The 22,406-nt window shown below is 63.4% G+C and carries 16 protein-coding genes and 5 pseudogenes; 4 read left to right on the top strand and 17 right to left on the bottom strand.

The window, feature by feature from the left end; all coding sequences use genetic code 11:
* Window positions 1-164 precede the first annotated feature (164 nt).
* The 3 genes and pseudogenes from ASG77_RS21050 to ASG77_RS22395 form a co-directional block, all read right to left on the bottom strand.
* Window positions 165-1,280 (bottom strand): AAA family ATPase, encoded by a 1,116-nt coding sequence (locus ASG77_RS21050; RefSeq protein ID WP_162254913.1) that lies wholly within the window; start codon window positions 1,278-1,280, stop codon window positions 165-167.
* 223 nt (window positions 1,281-1,503) lie between these two features.
* Window positions 1,504-2,718, bottom strand: a complete 1,215-nt coding sequence (locus ASG77_RS03420; RefSeq protein WP_082575804.1) for an SIR2 family NAD-dependent protein deacylase — start codon at window positions 2,716-2,718, stop codon at window positions 1,504-1,506.
* Between the two features lie 223 nt (window positions 2,719-2,941).
* Window positions 2,942-3,365: pseudogene (locus tag ASG77_RS22395) on the bottom strand (ATP-binding cassette domain-containing protein); the annotation flags it as partial.
* Window positions 3,366-3,622: 257 nt separating this feature from the next.
* On the opposite strand from ASG77_RS22395, the gene ASG77_RS03430 reads away from it, so the two are divergent.
* Window positions 3,623-4,579 (top strand): toll/interleukin-1 receptor domain-containing protein, encoded by a 957-nt coding sequence (locus tag ASG77_RS03430; protein WP_056341071.1) that lies wholly within the window; start codon window positions 3,623-3,625, stop codon window positions 4,577-4,579.
* Window positions 4,580-4,614: 35 nt separating this feature from the next.
* On the opposite strand, the pseudogene ASG77_RS03435 reads toward ASG77_RS03430, so the two are convergent.
* The 3 genes and pseudogenes from ASG77_RS03435 to ASG77_RS03445 all read right to left on the bottom strand — a co-directional run bounded on the left by ASG77_RS03435 (window position 4,615) and on the right by ASG77_RS03445 (window position 8,756).
* Window positions 4,615-6,650 (bottom strand): annotated as a pseudogene (locus ASG77_RS03435) (ABC transporter ATP-binding protein).
* Window positions 6,647-8,395 (bottom strand): ABC transporter ATP-binding protein, encoded by a 1,749-nt coding sequence (locus ASG77_RS03440; RefSeq protein ID WP_056341073.1) that lies wholly within the window; start codon window positions 8,393-8,395, stop codon window positions 6,647-6,649. The pseudogene ASG77_RS03435 and the gene ASG77_RS03440 overlap by 4 nt, the downstream one beginning before the upstream one ends.
* 55 nt (window positions 8,396-8,450) lie before the next feature.
* Entirely contained in the window at window positions 8,451-8,756 is a 306-nt protein-coding gene (locus ASG77_RS03445) for a hypothetical protein (RefSeq protein ID WP_156380162.1), read from the bottom strand.
* Window positions 8,757-8,897: 141 nt separating this feature from the next.
* Between ASG77_RS03445 and ASG77_RS03450 the strand changes: the two genes are divergently transcribed.
* Entirely contained in the window at window positions 8,898-9,521 is a 624-nt protein-coding gene (locus ASG77_RS03450) for a hypothetical protein (RefSeq protein WP_056341077.1), read from the top strand.
* Window positions 9,522-9,633: 112 nt separating this feature from the next.
* Here the strand turns inward: ASG77_RS03450 and ASG77_RS03455 are convergent, their stop codons facing one another.
* The 6 genes and pseudogenes from ASG77_RS03455 to ASG77_RS03475 all read right to left on the bottom strand — a co-directional run bounded on the left by ASG77_RS03455 (window position 9,634) and on the right by ASG77_RS03475 (window position 16,451).
* Window positions 9,634-11,388 (bottom strand): thiamine pyrophosphate-dependent enzyme, encoded by a 1,755-nt coding sequence (locus ASG77_RS03455; protein ID WP_056341080.1) that lies wholly within the window; start codon window positions 11,386-11,388, stop codon window positions 9,634-9,636.
* A gap of 55 nt (window positions 11,389-11,443) precedes the next feature.
* Window positions 11,444-12,010 (bottom strand): annotated as a pseudogene (locus ASG77_RS21055) (amino acid permease); the annotation flags it as partial.
* A gap of 1 nt (window position 12,011) precedes the next feature.
* Window positions 12,012-13,066, bottom strand: a pseudogene (locus ASG77_RS03460) (amino acid permease); the annotation flags it as partial.
* A gap of 83 nt (window positions 13,067-13,149) precedes the next feature.
* Window positions 13,150-14,082, bottom strand: coding sequence for a glutaminase (locus ASG77_RS03465; protein WP_056341081.1), 933 nt, complete (start codon window positions 14,080-14,082; stop codon window positions 13,150-13,152).
* The gene (locus ASG77_RS03470; RefSeq protein ID WP_056341084.1) at window positions 14,079-15,677 is read right to left on the bottom strand and encodes a PucR family transcriptional regulator; all 1,599 of its coding nucleotides are present in this window, start codon (window positions 15,675-15,677) and stop codon (window positions 14,079-14,081) included. The genes ASG77_RS03465 and ASG77_RS03470 overlap by 4 nt, the downstream gene beginning before the upstream one ends.
* A 168-nt stretch (window positions 15,678-15,845) precedes the next feature.
* Window positions 15,846-16,451, bottom strand: a complete 606-nt coding sequence (locus ASG77_RS03475; protein WP_056341086.1) for a TetR/AcrR family transcriptional regulator — start codon at window positions 16,449-16,451, stop codon at window positions 15,846-15,848.
* A gap of 184 nt (window positions 16,452-16,635) precedes the next feature.
* Here ASG77_RS03475 and ASG77_RS03480 point away from each other — a divergent pair, with 184 nt between their 5' ends.
* Window positions 16,636-17,349 carry an SDR family oxidoreductase gene (locus ASG77_RS03480; protein ID WP_056341088.1) on the top strand — a complete coding sequence of 238 codons (714 nt, stop codon included), beginning with the start codon at window positions 16,636-16,638 and terminating at the stop codon, window positions 17,347-17,349.
* Window positions 17,350-17,452: 103 nt separating this feature from the next.
* On the opposite strand, the gene ASG77_RS22160 is transcribed toward ASG77_RS03480, so the two are convergent.
* The 5 genes and pseudogenes from ASG77_RS22160 to ASG77_RS22975 all read right to left on the bottom strand — a co-directional run.
* Entirely contained in the window at window positions 17,453-17,704 is a 252-nt protein-coding gene (locus tag ASG77_RS22160) for a hypothetical protein (protein WP_200950618.1), read from the bottom strand.
* A gap of 23 nt (window positions 17,705-17,727) precedes the next feature.
* Entirely contained in the window at window positions 17,728-18,183 is a 456-nt protein-coding gene (locus ASG77_RS22165; protein WP_200950620.1) for a hypothetical protein, read from the bottom strand.
* A 5-nt stretch (window positions 18,184-18,188) separates the two neighbouring features.
* Window positions 18,189-19,055 carry an alpha/beta fold hydrolase gene (locus ASG77_RS03490; RefSeq protein WP_056341089.1) on the bottom strand — a complete coding sequence of 289 codons (867 nt, stop codon included), beginning with the start codon at window positions 19,053-19,055 and terminating at the stop codon, window positions 18,189-18,191.
* 64 nt (window positions 19,056-19,119) lie between these two features.
* Window positions 19,120-20,115, bottom strand: coding sequence for an NADP-dependent oxidoreductase (locus ASG77_RS03495; RefSeq protein WP_056341091.1), 996 nt, complete (start codon window positions 20,113-20,115; stop codon window positions 19,120-19,122).
* Window positions 20,116-20,416: 301 nt separating this feature from the next.
* Window positions 20,417-20,527, bottom strand: a pseudogene (locus tag ASG77_RS22975) (glycoside hydrolase family 36 N-terminal domain-containing protein); the annotation flags it as partial.
* Between the two features lie 158 nt (window positions 20,528-20,685).
* Between ASG77_RS22975 and ASG77_RS03505 the strand changes: the two are divergent.
* Window positions 20,686-22,239, top strand: coding sequence for a glycoside hydrolase family 32 protein (locus tag ASG77_RS03505; RefSeq protein WP_056341095.1), 1,554 nt, complete (start codon window positions 20,686-20,688; stop codon window positions 22,237-22,239).
* Window positions 22,240-22,406 lie beyond the last annotated feature (167 nt).

The following is a 22,406-nucleotide window of genomic DNA, read 5'->3' on the forward strand; positions in this document are numbered from 1 at the left end:
AAAGAGACCGGATAGTTTTTGGGTCCACCGCCTGAAGGGCGAACGGTAAGTTCCTCCCTAAGCTTCTCGCCACCAGTTAGTAGGGGGCGGGCAGAAATAGGCCTGGAGTCAGGTGGAGTCAAGTTTTTCCCCTAGAAATACGATGCGATGACAACCGCAGATGCTTAAGTGGTGCCTTCATCGCTTTTGAGCACTGCAGCGACGGTGGGATGCGTTATCCCAATGATTGATGCTATCGCGCGAGCACTCATTCCCTGCGCGTGGAGTACCGTAATCATCCGGTCTCGCTGACGTTTTGTAACACTGGGGTTTGGATGAAGACAAATAATTGCATCTGCTAGGCCCACATCACGCGAGCCTTTGGCCGCTGCACGTCGTCGGGCAGCCAGAGCCAACGAACGTAAATCACTCCCTGTAGCATTTGGCGTAAGCTCCGCCAAAAGTACAGCATCATGCGTCTCCCAATACGGGAACATACGCATGATGATTTCAGCGCGAACCTTATTATCTGGTGGCGAAAGATTGACTCTGCGTTCGAATCTACGGCCTACTGCTCGGTCTAAGAGCTCGGGATGATTGGTGGCTCCTATTAGTAAGTGGCCCTCAGGCCACTGATCCAACTCTAGGAGAAATACGTTTACCAATCTTCGCGCCTCACCGACATCCGACGAGTCGCCTCGTGACTTTGCAACGGCGTCAAGCTCATCGATGAAGAGAACGGCAGAATGGCGTGCAGCTGTTCGCATAGCTAGCTGCAAGTTTGCGGCGCTTTGGCCGAGTTCGTGACTCATTAGGGCACCAAGATCAATGGTGTAAAGCTCACGTTGGAGTGAAGCCGCGATCCACTTCGCGGTCATTGTTTTGCCCGTACCTGGTTCCCCGGTCAGCAATAGAGTGCGCGTTGGGGGGACCCCCATTTCCGCAAGTAATTTTCCGACGTGCTCTTGAATAACGTCGTCCACAACGGTATCTGCCGGAGCAGAAAGAATTGGCTTTTCAATGTCCTCCAAGTCTTCACGGGTAAGGGAGTCAGGGAGATCGATACGTGGACGATCAACTCGGGCATACTCCCGCATAAGCTGCTTCGTAGGGGCAACAAGGGGGGACGTATTGACTTCCCTAGCTTGTGCTCGCCCTACACCGGCTTCACGGACCGCTCGCAGCGGCATGGAAGGGGGCACAGCCTCGTTCGTCACAGCGGAGATGATAGCCAGCAGATCTGGGCTTTCCGATAAGCTTGCCGGTGGATTTCGCAAAAGCTTGCGGAGGAGTTGCAGCATCCCCGCTCCGTTACCCTCAATGCCTGAACGCAAGGCTCCACCAAATATCACTAGTGGATCACCCGCAGATTTTCGAGCGGCGCTGGTCCCACCCGGACGGGAACGAGCATCTGGGCGAGGGCTTTTTTCCATGTCTGGCACATGCAAATCCTAGCCTGATACTGGCCAGCGACAAGCATGCTGGTAAGAACGACAGCAAAGGTTTGCAGTTTTACCAGGAAAGTCAGGTCCCGATGTCTACCAAGCTGACGAGGTTGCGAAGTCGCTGAGCAAAGGCCACTGCACTGGACAAATCCGTGCCAGCGAGCTCACTCGGATCAGCGCGGGTGATTTCTTCCAGTGGTTGACGCAATACGTCCTCAAAGACAGCGGCATCTGAAAATCGTTCTTGATCGTCTGACGACGCAGCGTTCAACGAAGTAAGCACGGGCGCAAGAGCCTCGATATGAGCCCGCAGCCGCACCCTGTCCTCGGTCTCTTTGGCACGTGTCGCGAAGGATAGAGGTGTGGGTGTAGGTGCCGCACGTGACTGCAGAGCCTGGCCTCCTGCGACACCCGCTGATCGCGTCGGGACTGATGGCGAGACAGATGCCAGGAACGGCTGCAAATCCTTGTAGTCCGCCCCGTAGGAAACTACCTTGATGTTCTCACCAGCTTCGTGCTGAGCGGCTATGGCCGCCAGTTCGCCTTCCCTAGCTAGGCGGTAATGCGGATCGCCTGTATTACCCAAAATTGCTGCACACCACTTGCGTAGTCCTTCAAAGTTGGGATCGCACAGGCCTTCTCCTACGCCCACGAAGACAATAGTTTCTGCGTAGAGGAGGGTTGTCATGAAAGCTTTAGCGGATTCACTCGAAGCAATCCGCGTATACGAACTGGTTCCAAAGACAACCGAGTTAGGAAATTTCCAGTGTCCGTGCAAATGAACGATGGCCGCTGAAAGTCTTTTCGCAGCTTTTCTGAGCTCCGCTCCTCCGTCGGACTCGGTAACGATTTTGAGGGCCCCAGCGTCAGCAAGGATGTCGTCATAGTTTGTAGTGACAAGCAATGCGCCGTCGCGGGCGAGCCGCGCCAACTCGTTGGGCAAGGCGGGATCCTTGCATTTCAAGGAACCGACGCTTTCCTCTAACCACTTTTCAAATAGTCCGGGTTGTTCTTGGAGGGCGGCAGTGACCTTTTCCGCCGCGACGATCATGTCGGTCAGTATGTTGCTGTCGACGTCGCCCATCGCCCGAGCAACCCAATCCGCGTTCCGTAGACCTTCTGCCTCGGCCCGTCGGATGCCATCCTCGATAAGGCCTTTCCAGCTAGATGTCTTCACGCCACCGGTGGCGGACGCAGTCACGCCTGTACCGCAGATGATAACTAGTTGTTGGCGCCCAAGGGCATGGCTCATGGCCGAGGCTGCGTTTGCAGGAAGGATTATGGCGGCGGGCATCTAACCAGTTTGGCACGGGCACACTGGCTAGCCGTGAAACCACTCAGGGTGATTCCGTGTCGCTATCCGAAGCTTCGGACGACAGCGGGGAACTCCTCGCAGTTGCGACGAATGATGGGCGAATGGTCGTCAGCACATAAAGGTGTTGTCACCAATGAGGCGGTGTACCTAAACCTCCGCCACTGGAGCCGCGAACTGCGCCTCGTACAGCCGCGCGTAAGCGCCGCAGATCGCGGCTGGAGACTGAGGTGACGTCCACGCCGTCGAGCGTTATCCGCCCCGCATCCAGCTCGTAGAACCGCATCATCAGGTTCACCAGCGTGGTTTTTGCCGGCCCCGGTCGGGCCCACAATTGCGACCGTCTGCCCCGGCTCCGCCACGAGGGAAAGCGAGGAAATCAGCGGCTTATCCGGCGAATAAGAGAACGAAACAGATTCAAACACCAGCCGCCCCCGCCCAAACACCGGACCAGAAGCTGCAGGCTCAACAGATTCCTCCTCCTCGTCCAACAACGAGAACACCCGCTCCGCGGACGCCAGCCCGGACTGCAGCAGGTTGGCCATGGACCCCAGCTGCGCCAGCGGCATGGTGAACTGCCGCGAGTACTGGATGAACGCCTGCACGTCGCCCAGCTGCATGCAGGCCGCCCACCACCGCGGTCCCCACGGGGACGTTTGACAACGTAGTTGGCTCGGTTGGGCTTCGTCCGGTGAGGAGACCGCCTCCGGGATTTTGGTAGCAGAGCTGTCCGGGTTGAAGTATTTGGGAGTCGGCTCCTGGCCCGCGGGACGGTAAGGCCAGACCTTTCACACATCGACGGCTTGCCATTAAACGAGCAAAACCAAGGGGCAATGCGTCTCGGTCCAGTGGAACCTGTAAGGATGGGCCATATGAGGAAGTTTCCGTGACGAATACCGATCAGACGCAAGCACCTTGGGTCTTCGTCTCTTACTCTTGGGACAGTGCCGCTCACTCGGATTGGGTGCTCGCCTTGGCCACTCGCCTCCGAAGTGACGGAGTCAACGTGATCCTTGACCGCTGGGACACCCGCCTTGGGAGCGACCTGAGCCTCTTCATGGAAAGAGCAGCCGACAGCGAATACCGCATCCTCGCTGTGGTGACGTCGGCCTACGTGAGGAAGGCCGACGCCGCGGAAGGTGGAGTTGGTTACGAACGAAAGATGATTACACCCAGTCTCATGAAGGATCTTCATGGACACCGAGTGGTCCCCGTGATTCGGGACAACCCGGAAGGGGAACTCCCGCGTTTCCTCGGTGCGGCCAAGTACGTCGATTTGCGTGACGATGAACTGCACGAGGACGGATACTACGCGCTACTCCAAGAACTCCATGGTCTCCAGCCGACGCCAAAGCCTCCACTCGGGAAGAACCCATTTCGACTGCTCGCCGAGGACGAAGTGCCCGTCGCGTTGCGGCACGACCCTAGCCGCTACGTAGCGCCCGCTTTCGAAGGGAAAGTCTCGTTCGACTACAGCAACAACGACGGACGCTTCGTGATCGGGACCGGGGAACGATCATTTACCATCGCGTTTTCCACCGCAGGACACGGTGCCATTTATGTGTACACCGACCCGTCAGATATTTTGACAGTTGCCCTGGCTCCGGGGGTCAAGAGCCCGGGAGAGGTAAACGACGCATCTGCATACGACGGGTCCTCCCGCATCCGCACGATTCAAGTCGGGGACGCGGCGATCCTACGCAACCAAAACAACTATTGGGCCGCCGTTTTTGTGGATGAGGTTCTCACGAGAGAAAGCAGTCCCACGGGTAAGCCCAAGATCGCGTTTCGTTACATCATCCCCGCGGTTCCTGCGCCGGCGTTCGTGACACCGGCCTCATAAATTTTCTATTCGAAGTATCTGGCAGCCCGGCGTCCTTAAACCTCCGCCACAGGAGCCGCGAACTGCGCCTCATACAGCCGCGCGTAAGCACCGCCGGCAGCCAGCAGTGAAGCGTGCGTCCCCTGCTCCACGATCTGCCCGGCCTCCATCACCAGGATGAGGTCGGCGTCGCGGATCGTGGACAGTCGGTGGGCAATTACGAAGCTCGTCCGATCGGACCGCAGCGCGCTCATCGCCTTCTGCACCAGCACCTCGGTCCGGGTGTCTACGGAAGAAGTCGCCTCATCCAAAATCAAAACAGAAGGCCGGGCCAGGAACGCCCGCGCGATCGTCAGCAGCTGCTTCTCCCCCGCGGACACGTTCCCACCCTCATCCTCCAAAACCGTGTCGTACCCCTCCGGCAGCGAGTGCACGAACCGGTCAACATACGTCGCCCGCGCCGCCTCCAGGATTTCGTCCTCCGTAGCGGTAGGCCGGCCGTACGCAATGTTGTCCCGGATAGTCCCGCCGAACAGCCACGTATCCTGCAGCACCATGCCCAGCCGCGAGCGCAGCTCGCGCCGGGAGACTGAGGTGACGTCCACGCCGTCGAGCGTTATCCGCCCGGCATCCAGCTCGTAGAACCGCATCATCAGGTTCACCAGGGTGGTCTTGCCGGCGCCGGTCGGCCCCACAATCGCCACGGTCTGCCCCGGCTCTGCCACCAGGCTAAGGGAAGAGATCAGCGGCTTGTCCGGCGAGTAAGAGAACGAGACGTCCTCAAACACCAGCCGGCCCCGCCCAAAATCAGGACCAGAACCAGGAGGCTCAGCAGACTCCTCCGGCTCGTCCAGCAACGAGAATACGCGCTCCGCGGACGCCACCCCGGACTGCAGCAGGTTGGCCATGGACCCCAGCTGCGCCAGCGGCATGGTGAACTGCCGCGAGTACTGGATGAACGCCTGCACGTCGCCCAGCTGCACTGCAGGCCGCCCACCACCGCGATCCCCACGTACACCAGGTTCCCGATGAACGTCATGGCCGGCATGATCAGCCCGGAAATGAACTGCGCCCCGAAACTCGCGTCGTACAGCTCCACGTTCTTCTGCCGGAACCGCTCCTCCACCTCGCGCTGCCGGCCGAACACCTTCACCAGCGCATGCCCGGTGTACGTCTCCTCGATCTGGCCGTTCAGCTCCCCCGTGTGCTTCCACTGCGCCACAAACAGCTTCTGCGAGCGCTTGGCAATCAGCGCGGTGATCCCCAGGGTCAAAGGGATGGTCACCAGCGCGATCAGCGCCAGCGTGGGCGAAAGGATGAACATCATCACCAGCACACCCACCACGGTCAGCACCGACGTAACCGCCTGGCTGATGGACTGCTGCAGGCTCTGCGAGATGTTGTCCACATCGTTGGTCACCCGGCTCAGCAGCTCGCCGCGCTGGATCGAATCGAAATACCGCAGCGGCAGCCGGTGGATCTTCGCCTCGATCTCCTCGCGCAGCCCGAACACCGTCCGCTGCACCACCCCGTTCAGCACATACGCCTGCACCCACATAAACGCCGACGCCAGCACGTACAGCACCAGCGCCCACATCAGCACGTTGGACAGCGCCGCGAAGTCGATCCGCTGCCCCGGCGTCAGCGCCATCGGCGTGAGCATGTCCGCCTTCTGGTTCTCCCCCGCGGCGCGCAACTGCGCGATCAGCTCCGCCTTGCTCACCCCGGCGGGCAGCTGCTTAGACACCACGCCGGCAAAAATCAGGTTGGTGCCCTCCCCCAGCAACCGCGGCCCGATCACCGAGAGCGTCACGCTGGCCACGCCCATGACCAGCACCAGCAGCAGCCACGCCCGCTCCGGCCGCAGTGTCCCCAGCAGCCGCTTGGCCGACGGCCCGAAGTTCATCGCCTTCTCCGCCGGGACGTTCATCCCCGCGAACGGCCCGCCGCGTCCCGGTCCGCCCGCCGGACGGGGAATACGTACGACGTCGGCAGTCCCGGTTTTCGAGGCTGCTGCGGTTCCGCCGGGGGCGGCGCTGTTGGTGGAAGCACTGTGGGGAGCGCCCGACGTCGGCCGGTTCTGCGTGCTCATACCGTCTCCTCCGCTGCCAGCTGGGAGGAGACAATCTCCCGGTACGTCTCGGATGTCTCCAGCAGCCCGCGGTGAGTTCCGCGCCCCACGATCCTGCCGTCGTCGAGCACTAAGATCTGGTCCGCGTCCACGATGCTGGAGACGCGCTGGGCGATGATCACCAGCGTGGCGCCGGCGGTGCTGCGCTTGAGGGCCTGGCGCAGCCGGGCGTCGGTGCCGGTGTCGAGCGAGGAGAACGAGTCGTCGAAGATGTACAGCTCGGGCCGTTTCACCAGCGCCCGGGCGATGGCCAGCCGCTGCCGCTGCCCGCCCGAGACGTTGGTGCCGCCCTGGGAGATGGGCGCATCCAGCCCGCCCTCCATCTCCTCCACGAAATCGCGCGCCTGGGCAATCTCGAGTGCAGACCAGAGCTCGTCCTCGGTGGCGTCCGGCTTGCCGTACTGCAGGTTGCTGCGGACGGTGCCGGTGAACAGGTAGGGCCGCTGCGGCACCAGGCCGATGTGCCCCCAGAGCAGGTCCGGGTGCAGCTCGCGGACGTCCACGCCGTCCATCCGGACCGAGCCGGTGGTGGCGTCGAACAGCCGCGGCATGAGGTTCACCAGCGTGGTCTTGCCGGCACCGGTGCTGCCGATGATCGCCGTCGTCTGCCCGGCCCTGGCGGTGAAGCTGAGACCGGAGAGGACGGGCTGGTCGGCACCCGGGTAGGCGAATCCGACGTCGCGCATTTCCAGCTGACCCCGGCGGTGGCCGTCCGACGAGACCGCGCTGCTCACGGGATGCAGCGGCGGCCGGACGCTCGACTCGGTGTTCAGCACCTCGCCGATCCGGTCCGCGGAGACGGCGGCGCGCGGGATCATCACCGCCATGAACGTGGCCATCATGACGGACATCAGGATCTGCATCAGGTAGCTCAGGAACGCGATGAGGGTGCCCACCTGCATGGAGCCGTCCTCGATCCGGAACGAGCCGAACCAGATCACGGCCACGGACGAGACGTTCAGCACCAGCATCACCACGGGGAACGCGAGCGCCATCAGCCGGCCGGCACGCAACGCGGTGTCCGTGACGTCCTCGTTGGCCTGGGCGAAGCGGGCGGTCTCGATGTCCTCGCGGACGAACGCGCGGACCACCCGGATGCCGGTGAGCTGCTCGCGGAGCACCCGGTTCACAGTGTCGATCCGCTTCTGCATCTTCCGGAACAGCGGCACCATCCGGGTGATGATCAGCCCCACGCCGATCATGAGCACGGGCACGGCGACGGCGATCAGCCAGGACAGCTGCACGTCCTGCCGCACGGCCATGATCACCCCGCCGATGGCGAGCATGGGCGCGGCCACCATCATGGTGGCCGCCATCAGCACCAGCTGCTGGACCTGCTGGACGTCGTTGGTGGACCGCGTGATCAGGCTGGGCGCGCCGAACTTCGTGACTTCCTGCTCGGAGAACTCCCCCACCCGGGTGAAGATGGCACCGCGCAGGTCCCGGCCCACGCCCATGGCCGCCTTCGCCCCGAAGTACACGGCAATCACGGCGCACACGATCTGCAGCAGCGTGATTCCCAGCATCAGGGCGCCCAGGCTGAGGATGACGTCGGTGTCGCCCTTGGCCACGCCCTCGTCGATGATGTCCGCGTTGAGTGTGGGCAGGTACAGCGACGCGATCGACTGCGCCAGCTGGAAAATCACGACGGCGATCAGCAGCTGCCGGTGCGGCCGCAGGTATTCAACAAGCAGTTTCCAGAGCATCCGCGCTCCAAAGGTTCTGTCCCCCTGGAAGGTCTAGCAAGGGGTGGTGCGAAGGTCAGTTTACGTCCGGCGGCTGGGATATAGCCGGGCACCGGTGGGAGAAAGTGGGCCGGTTCTCCGAGAGCGTATTCGCGGGCAGTGCCGTGAGGACCGTTACCCATCGGGGCACTGGCCTCAGCCATGCCCACACGGCGGCCGCCGCAAACCCGAGGGCTCCGAGCAGCACCAGCCGGTGCCCCACCGGATACGTGGGCGGCTCAACGAGGAAAGTGAACGCGTCGGCCAGCCCGCAGGCCATCATGACCGCCGCCAGCAACACAAGCAGCGCCCATGCCCCTTCGGCCCAGCGGATCCGGTTCATGGAATGACGGTAGCTTACGCGGCGGGCCTGCCCCATTAGCGGCGACTATCCGGTGCCGGGGAGGGCGTAGGGTTCCCTCATGGACATCATCCTGGTACTAGGTTTCCCGTTGGACGCCGCGGCAGACGGCAAGGGCTGACCGTGGCCAGGGACCGGTTCCTCCGCCGCTGGGTTGTGTCGGTGATGCTGGCGGAAGCCGCGGGGTTTGCGATTCCCGCGATGGTGGGCGGCATCCTGAGCCTCCTTGCCGCGCCGGCTGGCGTGGTCTATCCGGCCATGGTTCTGGCCGGGGCGTGTGAAGGCGTTTTGCTGGGATTCGGCCAGTCCATCGGGTTAGGGCCCGCGATACCCCGGACACCCTGGATCCTCGCCACCGCGGCGGGAGCGGCCGCAGCCTGGTCCATTGGGATGCTCCCCAGCAGCCTGGGCGGGATCGACTTTGGCTCGCCCTGGATGATTGTCCTGACGGCCGTGCTCGGCTGTGTGCTTCTGCTCTCCATCCCGACACTCCAATGGTTGGTCCTGCGGCGCCAAGGGGTGCGGAGCGCCTTCTGGATTCCCGTCAACGCGGGCGCCTGGGCTGCGGGAATCCTGTGGACACTTGCCCCATCGCCTTTCATTGACGAAACCACCCCTGCGCCGGCCCTGTTCGGCGTCTACCTGCTGGCGGGGCTGCTCATGGCGGCCACCGTAGCGGTCCTGACGGGCTTCGCCGCACGGCGCATTGCTTCCGGCGCCGCCCAAGGTGGACCTGTGCAACCTTGACTCAGGTTCACCTTGCAAAGCAGTCTCCAATGCGGCGGACGGGACCCGCACCAAAGAGCAGCGGACGACGGCGGTTCGTCCCGCCGTCGTCCGCGTCCCGTCAGCACCCGGCTCAGTAAGCCTTAACGCGCTGTTCCACGATGAGATGGATGAGGGCAAAGACGCCGTCCTCGTCGATGGCCGCCAGGGCGGCGTCCAGTGCCGCCGGAACGTCACAGTCCTCGGTGACAGTGATCCCGAAACCGCCGAAGGCCCGGGCCATCAGGCCGAAGTCCGGATTCTTCAGCTGGGTCCCGGAGACGCGTGAGGGATAGTGCCGCTCCTGGTGGGTGCGGATGGTGCCGTATTCCTGGTTGTCCATGACTATCACCAGCGGCGTGGCCCCGTACTGGGCGGCGGTGGCCAGCTCCTGGCCGTTCATGAGGAACTCCCCGTCGCCGGCAATGGTGACCACGCGGCGCCGGGGGTCGGCCAAGGATGCCGCGATGGCCGAGGGAACCGAGTAGCCCATTGAGCCGTTACGGGCACTGATCATGGAGGCGTAGCGGCGGGTGGGGAAATAGCGGTGGGCCCAGTTGGTGTGCTCGCCCGCGCCGAACGTCACCATTGAATCCTCGGGCAGCCTGGGCACCAGGTTCGCCATCAAAGTGTCCATCCTCGCCTGCCCCGCTGCCGGCGCCGCCGGGGGTAGCGCGGCGAACCTTTCCTGTTCGCCCCGCATCCGGTCCGTCCACGCCTTCCACTCTTCCTTCACCGGCAGGTCAAGGCCCACAAGGTCGTGGACAAAGGCCTCGGGCTTGGCCAGAATCTGCCGCGACACAGGCCCCGACCGGCCACGGAGTGAGGGGTCCACCGTGACCAGGAAGTTCTTTTTGTTCCAGTCCTGCCGGCAGACGAAGCCGTCCGTGATCACGTCGCCCGGCACTGTCCCCACAAACACCAGCAGGTCCGTTTCCTCCAGCAGGTCGTAGGTGGGGCGGGGGCGGCCGTAGCCAATCGGGCCCACATAGGAGGGGGAATCGAACGAAACCGTTCCCTGCGTCCGCCATTCCGCTGCGGCCGGGATATGGTGCCGTTCCAGCCATCCCGTCAGCTGGTCCGCTGCTGCCTGCGTCCAGTCGTTGCCGCCGGTGACAAAGAGCGGCTTGCTGGATTCTGCCAGCGCAGCCTGCAGGGCGGCGGCATCGGTGCTGCTCATCCCGCCGGCTGCCACCGGAATGGCCGGGTGCAGCGCCGGGTCAATCTGCTGCCGGATGATGTCCTCAGGCAGGCCCACCACCACAGGGCCCGGCCGCCCGCTCATGGCCGCAAACATCGCCTCGGCCACGATCTCGGCTGCCCGCTCCGGGTGGTCAAGGACCATGACGCGCTTCGCGCCCGTATCGAACCAGGCCTTGATGTCGAATTCCTGGAACGCCTCGCGGTCCCGGTGCGCGAAGGGGATCAGGCCGACGAACAGCAGCATGGGGGTGGAGTCCTGCCATGCAGTGTGCAGCCCCACGTGCGCGTTGGCTGCGCCGGGCCCCCGGGTCACCATCGCTATGCCCGGGCGCTGGTGCATCTTGCCGTCGGCCTCGGCCATGTAGGCGGCCCCGCCCTCGTGCCGGCAGACGATGGTTTCAATGTCCGAGTTGTGCAGGCCGTCCAGGACGTCCAGGAAGCTTTCGCCGGGGACCACGTAGGTGCGCTCCACCCCATGGGCCACCAGCGAATCAACAATCACGTGCCCGGCTGATTTCAGTGCCTGGCCGGTACCGGCCTGGGGCACCTCCGCATGGTTTGACTGCCGGGAGCCGTACTGGGAATTCCCGACGGCGGCGGGCAGGGTGTGGGATGCGGTCAGGGTTGCTTCGGTTTCCGTAGTCATGGGCTTTCTTTGGCTGTTTGGACTGGTTTGGCGTTCGTAGTGGATGGTGCGGGGTTTATCTGAAGCTCTTCGCGGGTGGGTTGGCGATGACGGGGGCGGTGCCGGTGAAGCCTTCGCGGGTTTCGGCGATTTCACGGATCCGGGCCCGGCAGGCGTACCAGCCGAACACCATCAGCACGCAGGCGATGGCGGTGACGAGCATGGTGAGCGGTGAGTCGATGAAGACCATGACCAGGACCCCTGCGAGGAAGAGCAGCGAGAGGTAGCCGGTGTACGGGGCGCCGAACATCCGGAAGGACGGACGTTCGAGCCAGCCCTTGTCTGCCCAGCGTTGGAGCTGGATCTGGCAGAGGACGATGGTGGCCCAGGTCATGATGATGCCGACGGAGGCGACGTTGAGGACGATTTCGAAGGCCTGCGCCGGCACCAGGTAGTTCAGGGGGACGCCGAGGAGGGAGACTGCGGCGGTGATGGCGATGCCGCCGTAGGGGACGCCGGCCTTGTTCATGCGGCCGGCGAACTTCGGGGCGGAGCCGTTCACGGACATGGAGCGGAGGATGCGTCCGGTGGAATATAGGCCCGCATTGAGCGAGGAGAGGGCGGCGGTGAGGACGACGAGGTTNTCCCGCCTCAGTTCGGACGAGGGCATCAGGGAACTTCGGGGCGGAGCCGTTCACGGACATGGAGCGGAGGATGCGTCCGGTGGAATATAGGCCCGCATTGAGCGAGGAGAGGGCGGCGGTGAGGACGACGAGGTTCATGATGACGTCCACGCCTTGGATGCCGATGGAACCGAAGAACGTCACGAACGGGCTGACGCCCTTTTCGTAGGAGGTGTAGGGCAGCAGGAGGGCGAGCAGGATGACGGAGCCGACGTAGAACACGGCGATGCGGAAGACCACGGAGTTGATGGCCTTGGGCATGATCTTTTCCGGGTTCTCGGTTTCGCCGGCGGCGGTGCCCACGAGTTCGATGGAGGCGTAGGCGAACAGGACGCCCTGCATCAGGATGATCATGGGGAGCAGGCCGTTGGGGAAGACGCCGCCGTTGTCCGAGAGGAGGCTCAGGCCCACCGGCTGGCCGTCCACCGGGGTGCCGAAGATGACAAAGTAGGTGCCGACCACGAGGAAGACCACCAACGCGGCGACCTTGATCAGGGCGAACCAGAATTCCATCTCGCCGAAGACCTTGACGGAAACGAGGTTCAGGGCGAGGACCACCACAAGGGCAATCAGGGCCCAGGCCCACTGCGGGACGGCCGCCATCCAGGGGATGCGGTGATGTCCACGATGGTGGTGGTGGCCCAGTTGATCCAGTAGAACCAGCCGGAAACGAACGCGGCTTTCTCGCCGAAGAATTCGCGGGCGTAGGAAACGAACGAGCCCGACGAGGGGCGGTGCAGGACCAGTTCGCCCAGGGCGCGGAGGATGAGGAATGCGAAGAAGCCGCAGACGGCGTACGCGATGACCAGCGACGGGCCGGCGGCGTTCAGGCGGCCGCCGGCGCCGAGGAACAGGCCGGTGCCGATCGCCCCGCCGATCGCGATCATCTGGATCTGCCGCGGTTTGAGGTTCTTGTGATACCCCTTGTCCTCCGCGTGCAGGGCCGCCTCGCTGGCGTGCGCATGGCCGCCGTCGGCCTGGTTCAGTACAACCTCGTCATTGGGGTTGATGGGCATGGTTGATCCTTTCGATACGGAGAAGATCCTGCTGGATTGGGAAAGAAGTTGAGGGGGTATGCAGCCTGCGGGTTAGAAGCAGGTTAGAAAACAGACCAGCCGGTGCGGTCGGAAAGGTCGGCGAGAGCCGCGGTTCCGGCAAGGGAGTTCCCTTTGGCGTCCAGCCGCGGGCTCCAGACGCAAATGGCACCAACACCTGGAACGATCACCAGGATTCCGCCGCCCACCCCGCTTTTCCCGGGAAGGCCCACACGGTAGGCGAACTCGCCCGCGGCGTCGTACATCCCGCAGGTCAGCATGATGGAGCCGATGCGTTTCGCGTCGCTGCGGGACACTACGGTTCCGAGCGCTCCCTGGCCGTCGCGGGCGAGGAAGAGTCCCGCCTTGGCCAGTTCCACGCAGGACATCATGATGGAACATTGGCGGACGTAGTTTTCCACCACTGATTCCGCGGGCTGCCTCAGGTTGCCGAAGCCCTTCAGGAAGTGCGCCAACGCCAGGTTGCGGCTGCTGCCGGAAAGCTCGCTGGCGGCCGCGGCCTCATCGATGAAGGGCCCTGTGGTGCCCGCCTGGGTGGTGAGGAACCGCAACACCTGTGTGGCGGCGTCGGACGTTTCTTCCATCAGGTGATCGGTGACCACCAGGGCGCCGGCGTTGATGAAAGGGTTCCGCGGTATGCCGTGCTCCACTTCCAGCTGGACCAGGGAGTTGAACGGGGTGCCGGACGGTTCGCGCAGCACCCGGGACCACAGTGTTCCTGAGCTGTCGCCTCGAAGCGCCATTGCCAGCGTGAACACCTTGGAGATGCTCTGGATGGAAAACGGGACCTCGGCATCGCCGGAACTGAACACCTCACCGGAAGTGGTGGCGACGGCGATCCCGAACCTGTTGAAGGGTACCGCTGCCAGGAAGGGGATGTTGGCCGGGACAGACCCGGTTTCCCGCTGTGGCCGGTGGTTGCGGACGATGTCATCCAGTATCCGGTCCAGCGGCGGTGCCTTGAGTGCTGTGGTCATTTCCTGCCCTGTTGTTCTTTAGGAGTGCTGGCCCATTCCTGGATGTGGAGCAAGGCCACCAGCGAGTCCCGCGGGTTGCCGAAGTCCAGCCCAGTCGCCCGGGATGCCTTGCTGATCCGGTAATAGACGGTGTTCTTGTGAAGCCCCATCCGGCTGGCGCACTCGGCGACATCGAGCGATGCTTCGAAGTACGCGTGCAGGGTTTCCGCGAGTTCGGTGTCCTGCCGCAGCAGGGCGGAAAGACCGCGGTGGCGGAACGTGGAGGACGTGAAATTCTGGACCGCCTCGCGGAAGAGGATCTCTCCCTCGAAGTCGTCCACCGTGGCAACGCCCCGGTCCGGAGACGTGCCCACACACCTCAACAGGGCCTCGGTGATACGGGTGGTTGAGTGCAGGGACAGCAGGTCCGGGACTACCGGACCGACGGCTGCGAACGGGCTGATGCCGAGGTGCTTGCCGGCATCCCGGACAATGGACTCGGCCAGGCTCCGCAGCCCGGGCTCTGCCGAGGTTGACTGCAGGCCGGGGACAATGACGGCAGTGTCGCCCTTGAACTGGCCCACGACGGCGGACGGCTTGTAGGCGGCCGCGTGGATGGACGCCAGATTGGCGAGTTCGCCGTGCTTCAGTGCTGCGTCGTCCGCTTGGGCTTCGGAAACGGGCATTCCTATCAGGATCAGTGCGGCCGGGCGCTCGGCGGAGATCTTCTCGCTGTGGGCACTGGCCGCGGCTTCCGCCGAACCTGACAGGATCCGCACAATGCGGTCCTCGCGCATGTGCACGGACTGCTGGTTCCGGTGCCGGATCAGCTCGGCCGAGGCCCGTGCAGCAGATCCTTTCAGCACATAATCAACGTCCGGGCCGAAGCCGTCCCCGGTTTCCTGCAGCCAGATGTAGCCCATGATCCGGTCGCCGGCGAACAGTGTGATGGCCACCCGCTCCCGCAGCCCGTCCTGGGGCCGGGCCGGTACCCGCACCGGCAGCCGGGTCCTGTGCAGTTCACGGTAGGCGCCCAGGTCCTTCAGCAGCAGCTCGTATTTACGCGGACCACGCCGGGCGAGGATGGAGGCCTTGCGCAGCTCGTCGATGTCGTTCGAAACGGTGGAGTATGCAAGCACTTTATTGGCGGCATCCTCGATGAGCACGTGGCTGGATGTGAGCCTTGCGGTGGTCTGGGCGATGGCAAACAGGTCCTCTTCCAGCAGCGTCAGCACTTCGCTCTGGTAGCTGCGCGGCTGGATGCGGTCCTTGGCGATGGACAGCAACCGGTCCCAGTCAGCCCCCGGATCCACCAGGAGCAGCCCCGTGCCGGCGTCACGCAGCAGCTCTTCAGCTTCGGCGAGCTCTTCACGCCTACCCTTGACGGCCACCACCGCCGGAGGTTTCTTCAGGAGCCGCCGCAGCGCGGGCAAAGCCGAGCGGCCACGGACGCCGATCAGCAGGACAAAGGCCGCGCCGCCGTCGGGCGTTTCATCATCCGCATCCACTATCAGGAACCGGTCGATCGCAGAGCCGGCCGGGGCAGGCCTGAGGATGAGGCTGGCGAAACCCAGGGGGAGATCCGAGAGGATATCGTCCACCGTAACCGCTGCCATGGGCATCCTTCTGCGTAGAGCTGGCCGGACGGCTCTGTCCGGTCACATCATGCTATCCAGCCAGGCTCCCCCAAAATATGGAACGGAACCCAAATGCAGTGGCAGCTTTTCGGTTGGCGGACCAAGTTTCTGCACGGCGGGGCCCTGTATGGCCTCGATGAGTAATTCCTATCGCCTCGGCAAAAGAACGGCGACGTGCTCTGAGATCTCGGCGAGGATTTCGTCAACGGAGCTGGAGATGTTGATCGTGGCCGCCATGCTGACGAACATGACCGCGGAGACCATGTGCGCGAGCGTTGCAGCATCCCTGGGCTCGATGCGCGGGTCACGCCGCAACACGTCGGCAATCGCTTCCTCGGTCTGAACGGTCAGGGCGAGGGCATCGCGGTGGTGGGGCTCCTCGGGGTCGCCGAACACGATCTCTCGAAGGTAGGTTCGGCCGTTGTCGATCTGCTTGCGGTTGCACTCCACGACCGGGCGAACGATCGCCATTACTGCCTCGAACACATCAGGGATGGCCTCGGCGGCCGTTTTTCCCTCCACGAGCGCGTCGGCGTAGCTGGAGTTCTGCACGAGCAGGAGCAACTCGGCTTTGGTTTTGGCGTACAGGAATAGAGTCCCCGTACCGATGTCAGCCTTGTCGGCGATCTGCTGGGTGGTGACGTCATCGACACCATGCTCGGAGAAGAGCTCCCGCGCGGCGGCCGTGATGCGGTCGAGCTTGTCCTGCTTGTTCCGCTCGCGCCGTCCGACGGACTGAGGGGCGACTGACATTGAATGTTCCTTCGGGAATAGAATCTGACCACACTCAGTTATGAGCATAGTCGCTACTGTTGGCGGCTCAGAAGTGCCTTCGCTCATTCTCTCACGGCCCAGGCACTTCGGGCCGGCGCAGCGGTGATGTTCATGACCCACACCAACCGGTACGGATAGCCTCACCAGAAGAAAGTCCATAAAAATGCCTTCACTTAAAGGATCCATCGTTCTCGTAACCGGTGCGAACGGAGGTATTGGAACGGAGTTCGTTCACGACGCCCTCGCCCGCGGCGCCAGCAAGGTCTACGCCACCGCCCGCACCCCCCGCACCTGGGAGGACGAGCGGATCGTCCCGCTCACCCTCGATGTCACCGATCCCGACTCCATCCAGGCAGCGGTCGAGGCCGCGGGGGACGTCACGGTGTTGATCAACAACGCCGGAGCCTCTGTGGCCAGCAGTGGCATCCTCACCCACACCATTGAAGAAATCCGGACCAACGTCGAGACGAACTTCCTCGGCCCGCTGTTCCTCACCCGGGCATTCGCTCCGATCCTGTCAGCGAGGGAAGAGTCTGTGATCATCAACATCCACTCCGCCCTGAGCTGGTACGCCGTCGCCGGCATCTACAGCGCCACCAAGGCCGCCCTCTGGTCGGCCACCAACTCACTGCGCCTGGAGCTCGCCCCCGCAGGCGTGCACGTCGTCGGAGTGCACGTCGGCTATGTCGACACCGCGATGGCAGCACACACCAGCGAGCCCAAGACAGACCCGGCCGATCTCGTGCGCACCGTATTGGATGCTGTGGAAGCCGGTGAGTACGAGGTTCTCGCCGACGACACGTCCTTACAGCTCAAGGCCGGACTCAGCGCCCCCATCGAGGCCGTATACCCACAGCTGACCGCCAAGAACGCCTAATACACCGGTGGCGCCGTGGTCATGACACGATCTCATGACCACGGCGCCACCAATCCCCGATTAAACGAGGGCGGGTATCGTCGACACTTTTTGCGGATCCTGTCTACTCCTCGTAGTGCGGAAGGATGCGACCGTCTTTGACGTAAGTCAAGGCCGCAGAGACGTCGTAGGCGTGGACCGCGGAGGCGAAGGACGCCAGGGGGTCGGACAGGCTCTTAACCTCTGGACTCTCGAAGAATGCCGCCCGGGCTGACTGGTCTGCGAAGCCGAGGATCAATGAGGCGTGAAAGTGCTGGTCTTTCGGGTTGTCGTGCGCGACGTCCGGGGTGTCCCATAGCTTCTCGTACCAGGGCATAAAGGACTGCGTGCGGAGTTCGGTCAGCGCCTGCGGAGGTAGACAAGCGCGCGGGCACCGACCTTCTCGTCCGGGCCAGCGACGTCGTACCATCGGGACGAGCTCGGCGGGCCGGCGTAGAGCAGGGTGCGGCGGAACACGTTGATCTCGTCCTTGAACGCCAACCGCGTCTGCCTGCGGCCAATTAGCGGCGACAACGCGGACTGGAAGGTGACTTCCGCGACGCCGTCGGTCTTTCGATCGACGGGGATGTCGGTTTCGATGCCGACGGCCGCCGGCCAGAAGCCCGGATTCGTCTCGGCGAGATGGAGCTGCCGGTACTCTTCCAGGCCGGGTGTGGCAGAGATGATCCCGGAATGCGGGCCCTTCCAATAGTCCATCCCGGTTTGGCGGGGTTGGTCGGTGCGTATCCACAGCAGGATCGAGGAGGAGAGATGTTTTTTCAGGCTCAGCTGCCCGCCGTCGGGGGTGGTGTTCATTTCCGTCAGCGGGAGAGGAACTGTGCCGCGACGGGGGCGAACTTGTCGTGGAACTGAAAGATACCGCCGTGGCCGGAGCCGGGGTAGATGATCAGTTCGGAGCCGTTGATGCGGCGGTGCAGGTCCTCGGAGAGGACCGAGGGCACCATCCGGTCGTTGTCCCCGTTGGCGATCAGGGTGGGCTGGGTGATCTTCGACAGGTTTGCCGGCGTCCCGCGACCCCACTTCTTGATGGCTTTCAGCTGGGTCTGGAATGCCTTGACCTTGATAGGGGAGTCGCGGTCCGCGGTACGCTCCTCGAGTCGCCTCACGAATGCCTTACCGGCTTGCTTGCCGGCGGTGTCGCGGTTGAAGAACAGGAACTCCTTCGGGTCGGATCGGGTCAGGGCCGCGCGAAGCATGTCGTAGTAGGTGGTCCCGGCGACCTTGTCCATGTCCTTGCCGCCCTTGGGGCCGGTGCCGGTGAGGACCAGCTTGCGGACGAGATCCGGGTGCTTGAGCACCAGGGCCTGGGCCACCATACCGCCGAGGGAGAAGGAGAAAATGTCGATCTTCTCAAATCCGAGCGCCGTGATGAAAGTGTAGGCGTCGTCGGCCATCGCCTCGATGCTGTCGGGCACCCGGCCGGTCGAGGCGCCGACACCCTGGTTGTTGAAAGTGATGACGTGGCGGTTTTTTGCGATGGGGTCGATGATGCGTGGATCCCAGTTATCCAGGGTCGCGGCGAGATGGACGAAGAAGATGACGGGGATGCCGCCCTTGGGGCCAAGCTCCCGGTAGGCGTAGGTGACGCCGCCGGCGCTGATTCGGCGGGACGGCGCTTCGGCATAGGACGTAACAACGGGTTCGTTTAAGGGTTTGCGGGTGTTCACGGCGGTCCTCTGTGAAGTTGGTTGGTAGTTGTCTGATGAAGATGGGGCGGGTGCCCTGGAAGGCTCAGGGGTTGCTGACGACTGCCTTGCCCCGGATGCCGCCCTTTTCCAGGCCCTCGAGGGCCTCGACGGTCTGGCCGAAGGGGAAAACTCGGCCGACGACGGGGCGGAGCGCGCCGTCGTCGATCAGTGCGGTGATCTGGCGCAGCTGGTCGCCGCTGGCGCGCATGAAGAGGAACTGGTAGCTGACGCCGAGCTTCCTGGCCTGCCGGCGGATACCTGCGCTGAGGCCGCTGATCGCCAGGCGGAGCACCGGATTCAGGCCGGCTTCGCGGGCAAAGGCCGGGTCCGGAGGCCCGGCAATGCCGATCGCCTTGCCGCCGGGCTTGAGCACACGAAGGGACTTTTCGAGATTTTCGCCGCCGAGGCTGTCCAGCACCAGGTCGTAGCCGCTCAGGAGCTGTTCGAAGTCTTGGCTGCGGTAGTCGATGACGATGTCGGCGCCGAGCTCGCGCACGAAATCCATGTTTGAGGCACTCGCTGTGGTCGCGACGGTCGCCCCGAGGTGCTTGGCGAGTTGGATGGCGATCGATCCGACTCCCCCGGCGCCGGCGTGGATGAGGACCTTCTGGCCGGGCCGCACGTTGCCGCGCTCAACGAGCGCCTGCCAGGCGGTAAGTGCGACCAGTGGAAGCGAGCCCGCCTCCTCCATGCTGATTGTTGCCGGTTTGAGCGCAAGATCGGCCTCGGCAATGGCGATTCGCTCGGCGAACGTGCCGATGCGGTCCTGGCCGGGGCGTGCATAAACCTCGTCGCCAGACTTGAACGCGCGCACCTTCGAACCGACACGGATGACGGTTCCCGCCACATCGTTTCCGGCAATCAAAGGAAGCCGGTACGGCAGGATCTGCTTGAACTCGCCCGCCCGGATCTTTTCATCGAGCATGTTGAGACCCGCGGCCTGCACCTGCACCAGCACATCCTGCTCCCCCACTGTGGGCTCAGGAACATTCGATTCCTGCAGTGGGCCTTTGTACTTTTCGACGACGAACGCTCTCATGGATCCGACTCCTCTTGGTGATGTTGCATCACCCCAATTACTGACTAAACTCAATTATGAGTTTAGTCAGTAATGTTGTCAAGGGAACCTACCTCTGCCCAACATCCGACGTAGGCGTCAGCCGGTCCGGGTGACGCGGTAGAGAACCACCTGGTCGGGGTGGATCCGCGCGGATGCGACACCCACCTTTGACAGCACCCTGCCGGGCAAGCTGGATCCGGGAAAGATCACGTCATCCCGGGTGGTTCGCTTCCGGGTCGAGTCCGCGGAGCTTCAGCCGCCCGGCAGGATCCGGGTAAAGGCCGGGCAGGAGCAATTCCCCGCCGCCGAGCAGCTGCTCGCCGGTGAAGACGCGTTCGGCGTAGTGCTGGTGGTTGCCGCTCCAGGCCGTGTGGACGGCCCAGACCTCACCCGTTCCGCCCGGCCCATAGAAGAGATTCAAAAAAGGATCCGCTAAAACGCTTGATCACGACGGTGCCAACACTTATCTTTAGCTTGATCAAACGCTTAAGCAATACCGGGCATCAAAGTTGATGCCTGCAGCTACCACCCTTTGCGAGGAAGCAAAACATGACCCATGATTTTTCTCGGCGCCACGTCCTGCAAGGCACAGGAGCAGGAGCACTCGCCCTGTTCATGAGCAGCGGCATGCCCATCACGGTCGCCCAGGCCCAGGGATCACTGCGCGCCGTCTACCACCTGACCCCGGCGTGCGGCTGGCTCTGCGACCCGCAGCGCCCGGTGTATGCCAACGGCGCCCACCACCTGTACTACCTGCACTCCGGGCAGAACAACGGCCCCGGCGGATGGGACCACGCCACAACCACCGACGGGGTGACCTTCACCCATCACGGAGTCGCACTGCCGCTGCAGGCAAACTTTCCCGTGTGGTCGGGCTCGGCAGTCGTCGACACGTCAAACACTGCGGGCTTCGGCGCGGGGGCCATCGTGGCGCTCGCGACGCAGCCCACCGACAACATCCGCAAGTACCAGGAGCAGTACCTGTACTGGTCAACCGACGGCGGCTACACCTTTACGGCACTCCCCAATCCGGTGATCGTCAATACCGACGGCCGGACCGCGACGACACCGGCGGGGATCGAGAACGCGGAATGGTTCCGCGACCCGAAGATCCACTGGGATGCGGCGCGCAGCGAGTGGGTATGCGTCATTGGCCGAGCCCGATACGCAGCGTTCTACACCTCACCGAATCTGCGCGACTGGCAGCTGAAACGCAACTTCGACTACCCGAATCACGCGCTTGGCGGCATCGAGTGCCCCGACCTTTTCCAAATGACCGCCAATGACGGCACACGGCACTGGGTGCTCGGCGCAAGCATGGACGCCTACAGCATCGGCCTGCCGATGACCTTCGCCTACTGGACAGGCGCCTGGGATGGCGAACAATTTATCACCAACAACCTCGACCCGCAGTGGCTCGATTGGGGCTGGGACTGGTACGCCGCCGTGACCTGGCCGGCGGTCGATGCACCGGACGAGCGACGGTACGCGGTCGCCTGGATGAACAACTGGAAGTACGCCGCGCGCGATGTTCCCACCGATGCATCCGACGGATACAACGGCCAGAACTCGATCGTGCGCGAGCTGCGGCTGGAGCGTCAGCCAGAAGGCTGGTACAGCCTACTCAGCGCCCCTGTCGGGGCGCTCTCAAACTACGTCAGCTCGACAACCGTGCTGCCCGACCGCACCGTGAATGGCAGTGCCGTGCTGCCGTGGAGCGGCAGCGCCTACGAACTCGAACTCGACATCTCGTGGGATGCTGCCGCGAACGTCGGCGTATCGGTGGGGCGCTCCGCCAACGGCACGCGCCACACGAACATCGGCAAGTACGTTGACGAGGTCTACGTCGACCGCGCCCCTTCGGACCAGGGCGGCTTCTCGCTCACACCGCACACTCGTGCGGCGGCGCCCATCGACGCCGCCGCACGCTCAGTGCACCTGCGCATTTTCGTCGACAAACAGAGCGTCGAAGTCTTCGTCAATGCCGGGCAAACGGTGCTCTCGCAGCAGGTGCACTTCGCAGACGGCGACACCGGAATCTCGCTGTACGCCGACGGCGGCCCTGCGATCTTCTCCGGAATCACCATCCGCGAATTCAGCTAGGACCTGAACCAGACTGCCGGCCCTCAGGAGCTTCCTGTCGGCCGGCAGTGCTGCGTCGTCCGAAGCTTCTGGAACCGCGGTCCATAGGAAGTACGAGGCTGCTGCCGCGCTGTCCGCACCTTCCGGATTAAGACCAGCGAAAGAATAAACTAAACTTTGCTAAAACG

The organism is Arthrobacter sp. Soil762 (assembly GCF_001428335.1).
Taxonomy (GTDB): domain Bacteria; phylum Actinomycetota; class Actinomycetes; order Actinomycetales; family Micrococcaceae; genus Arthrobacter.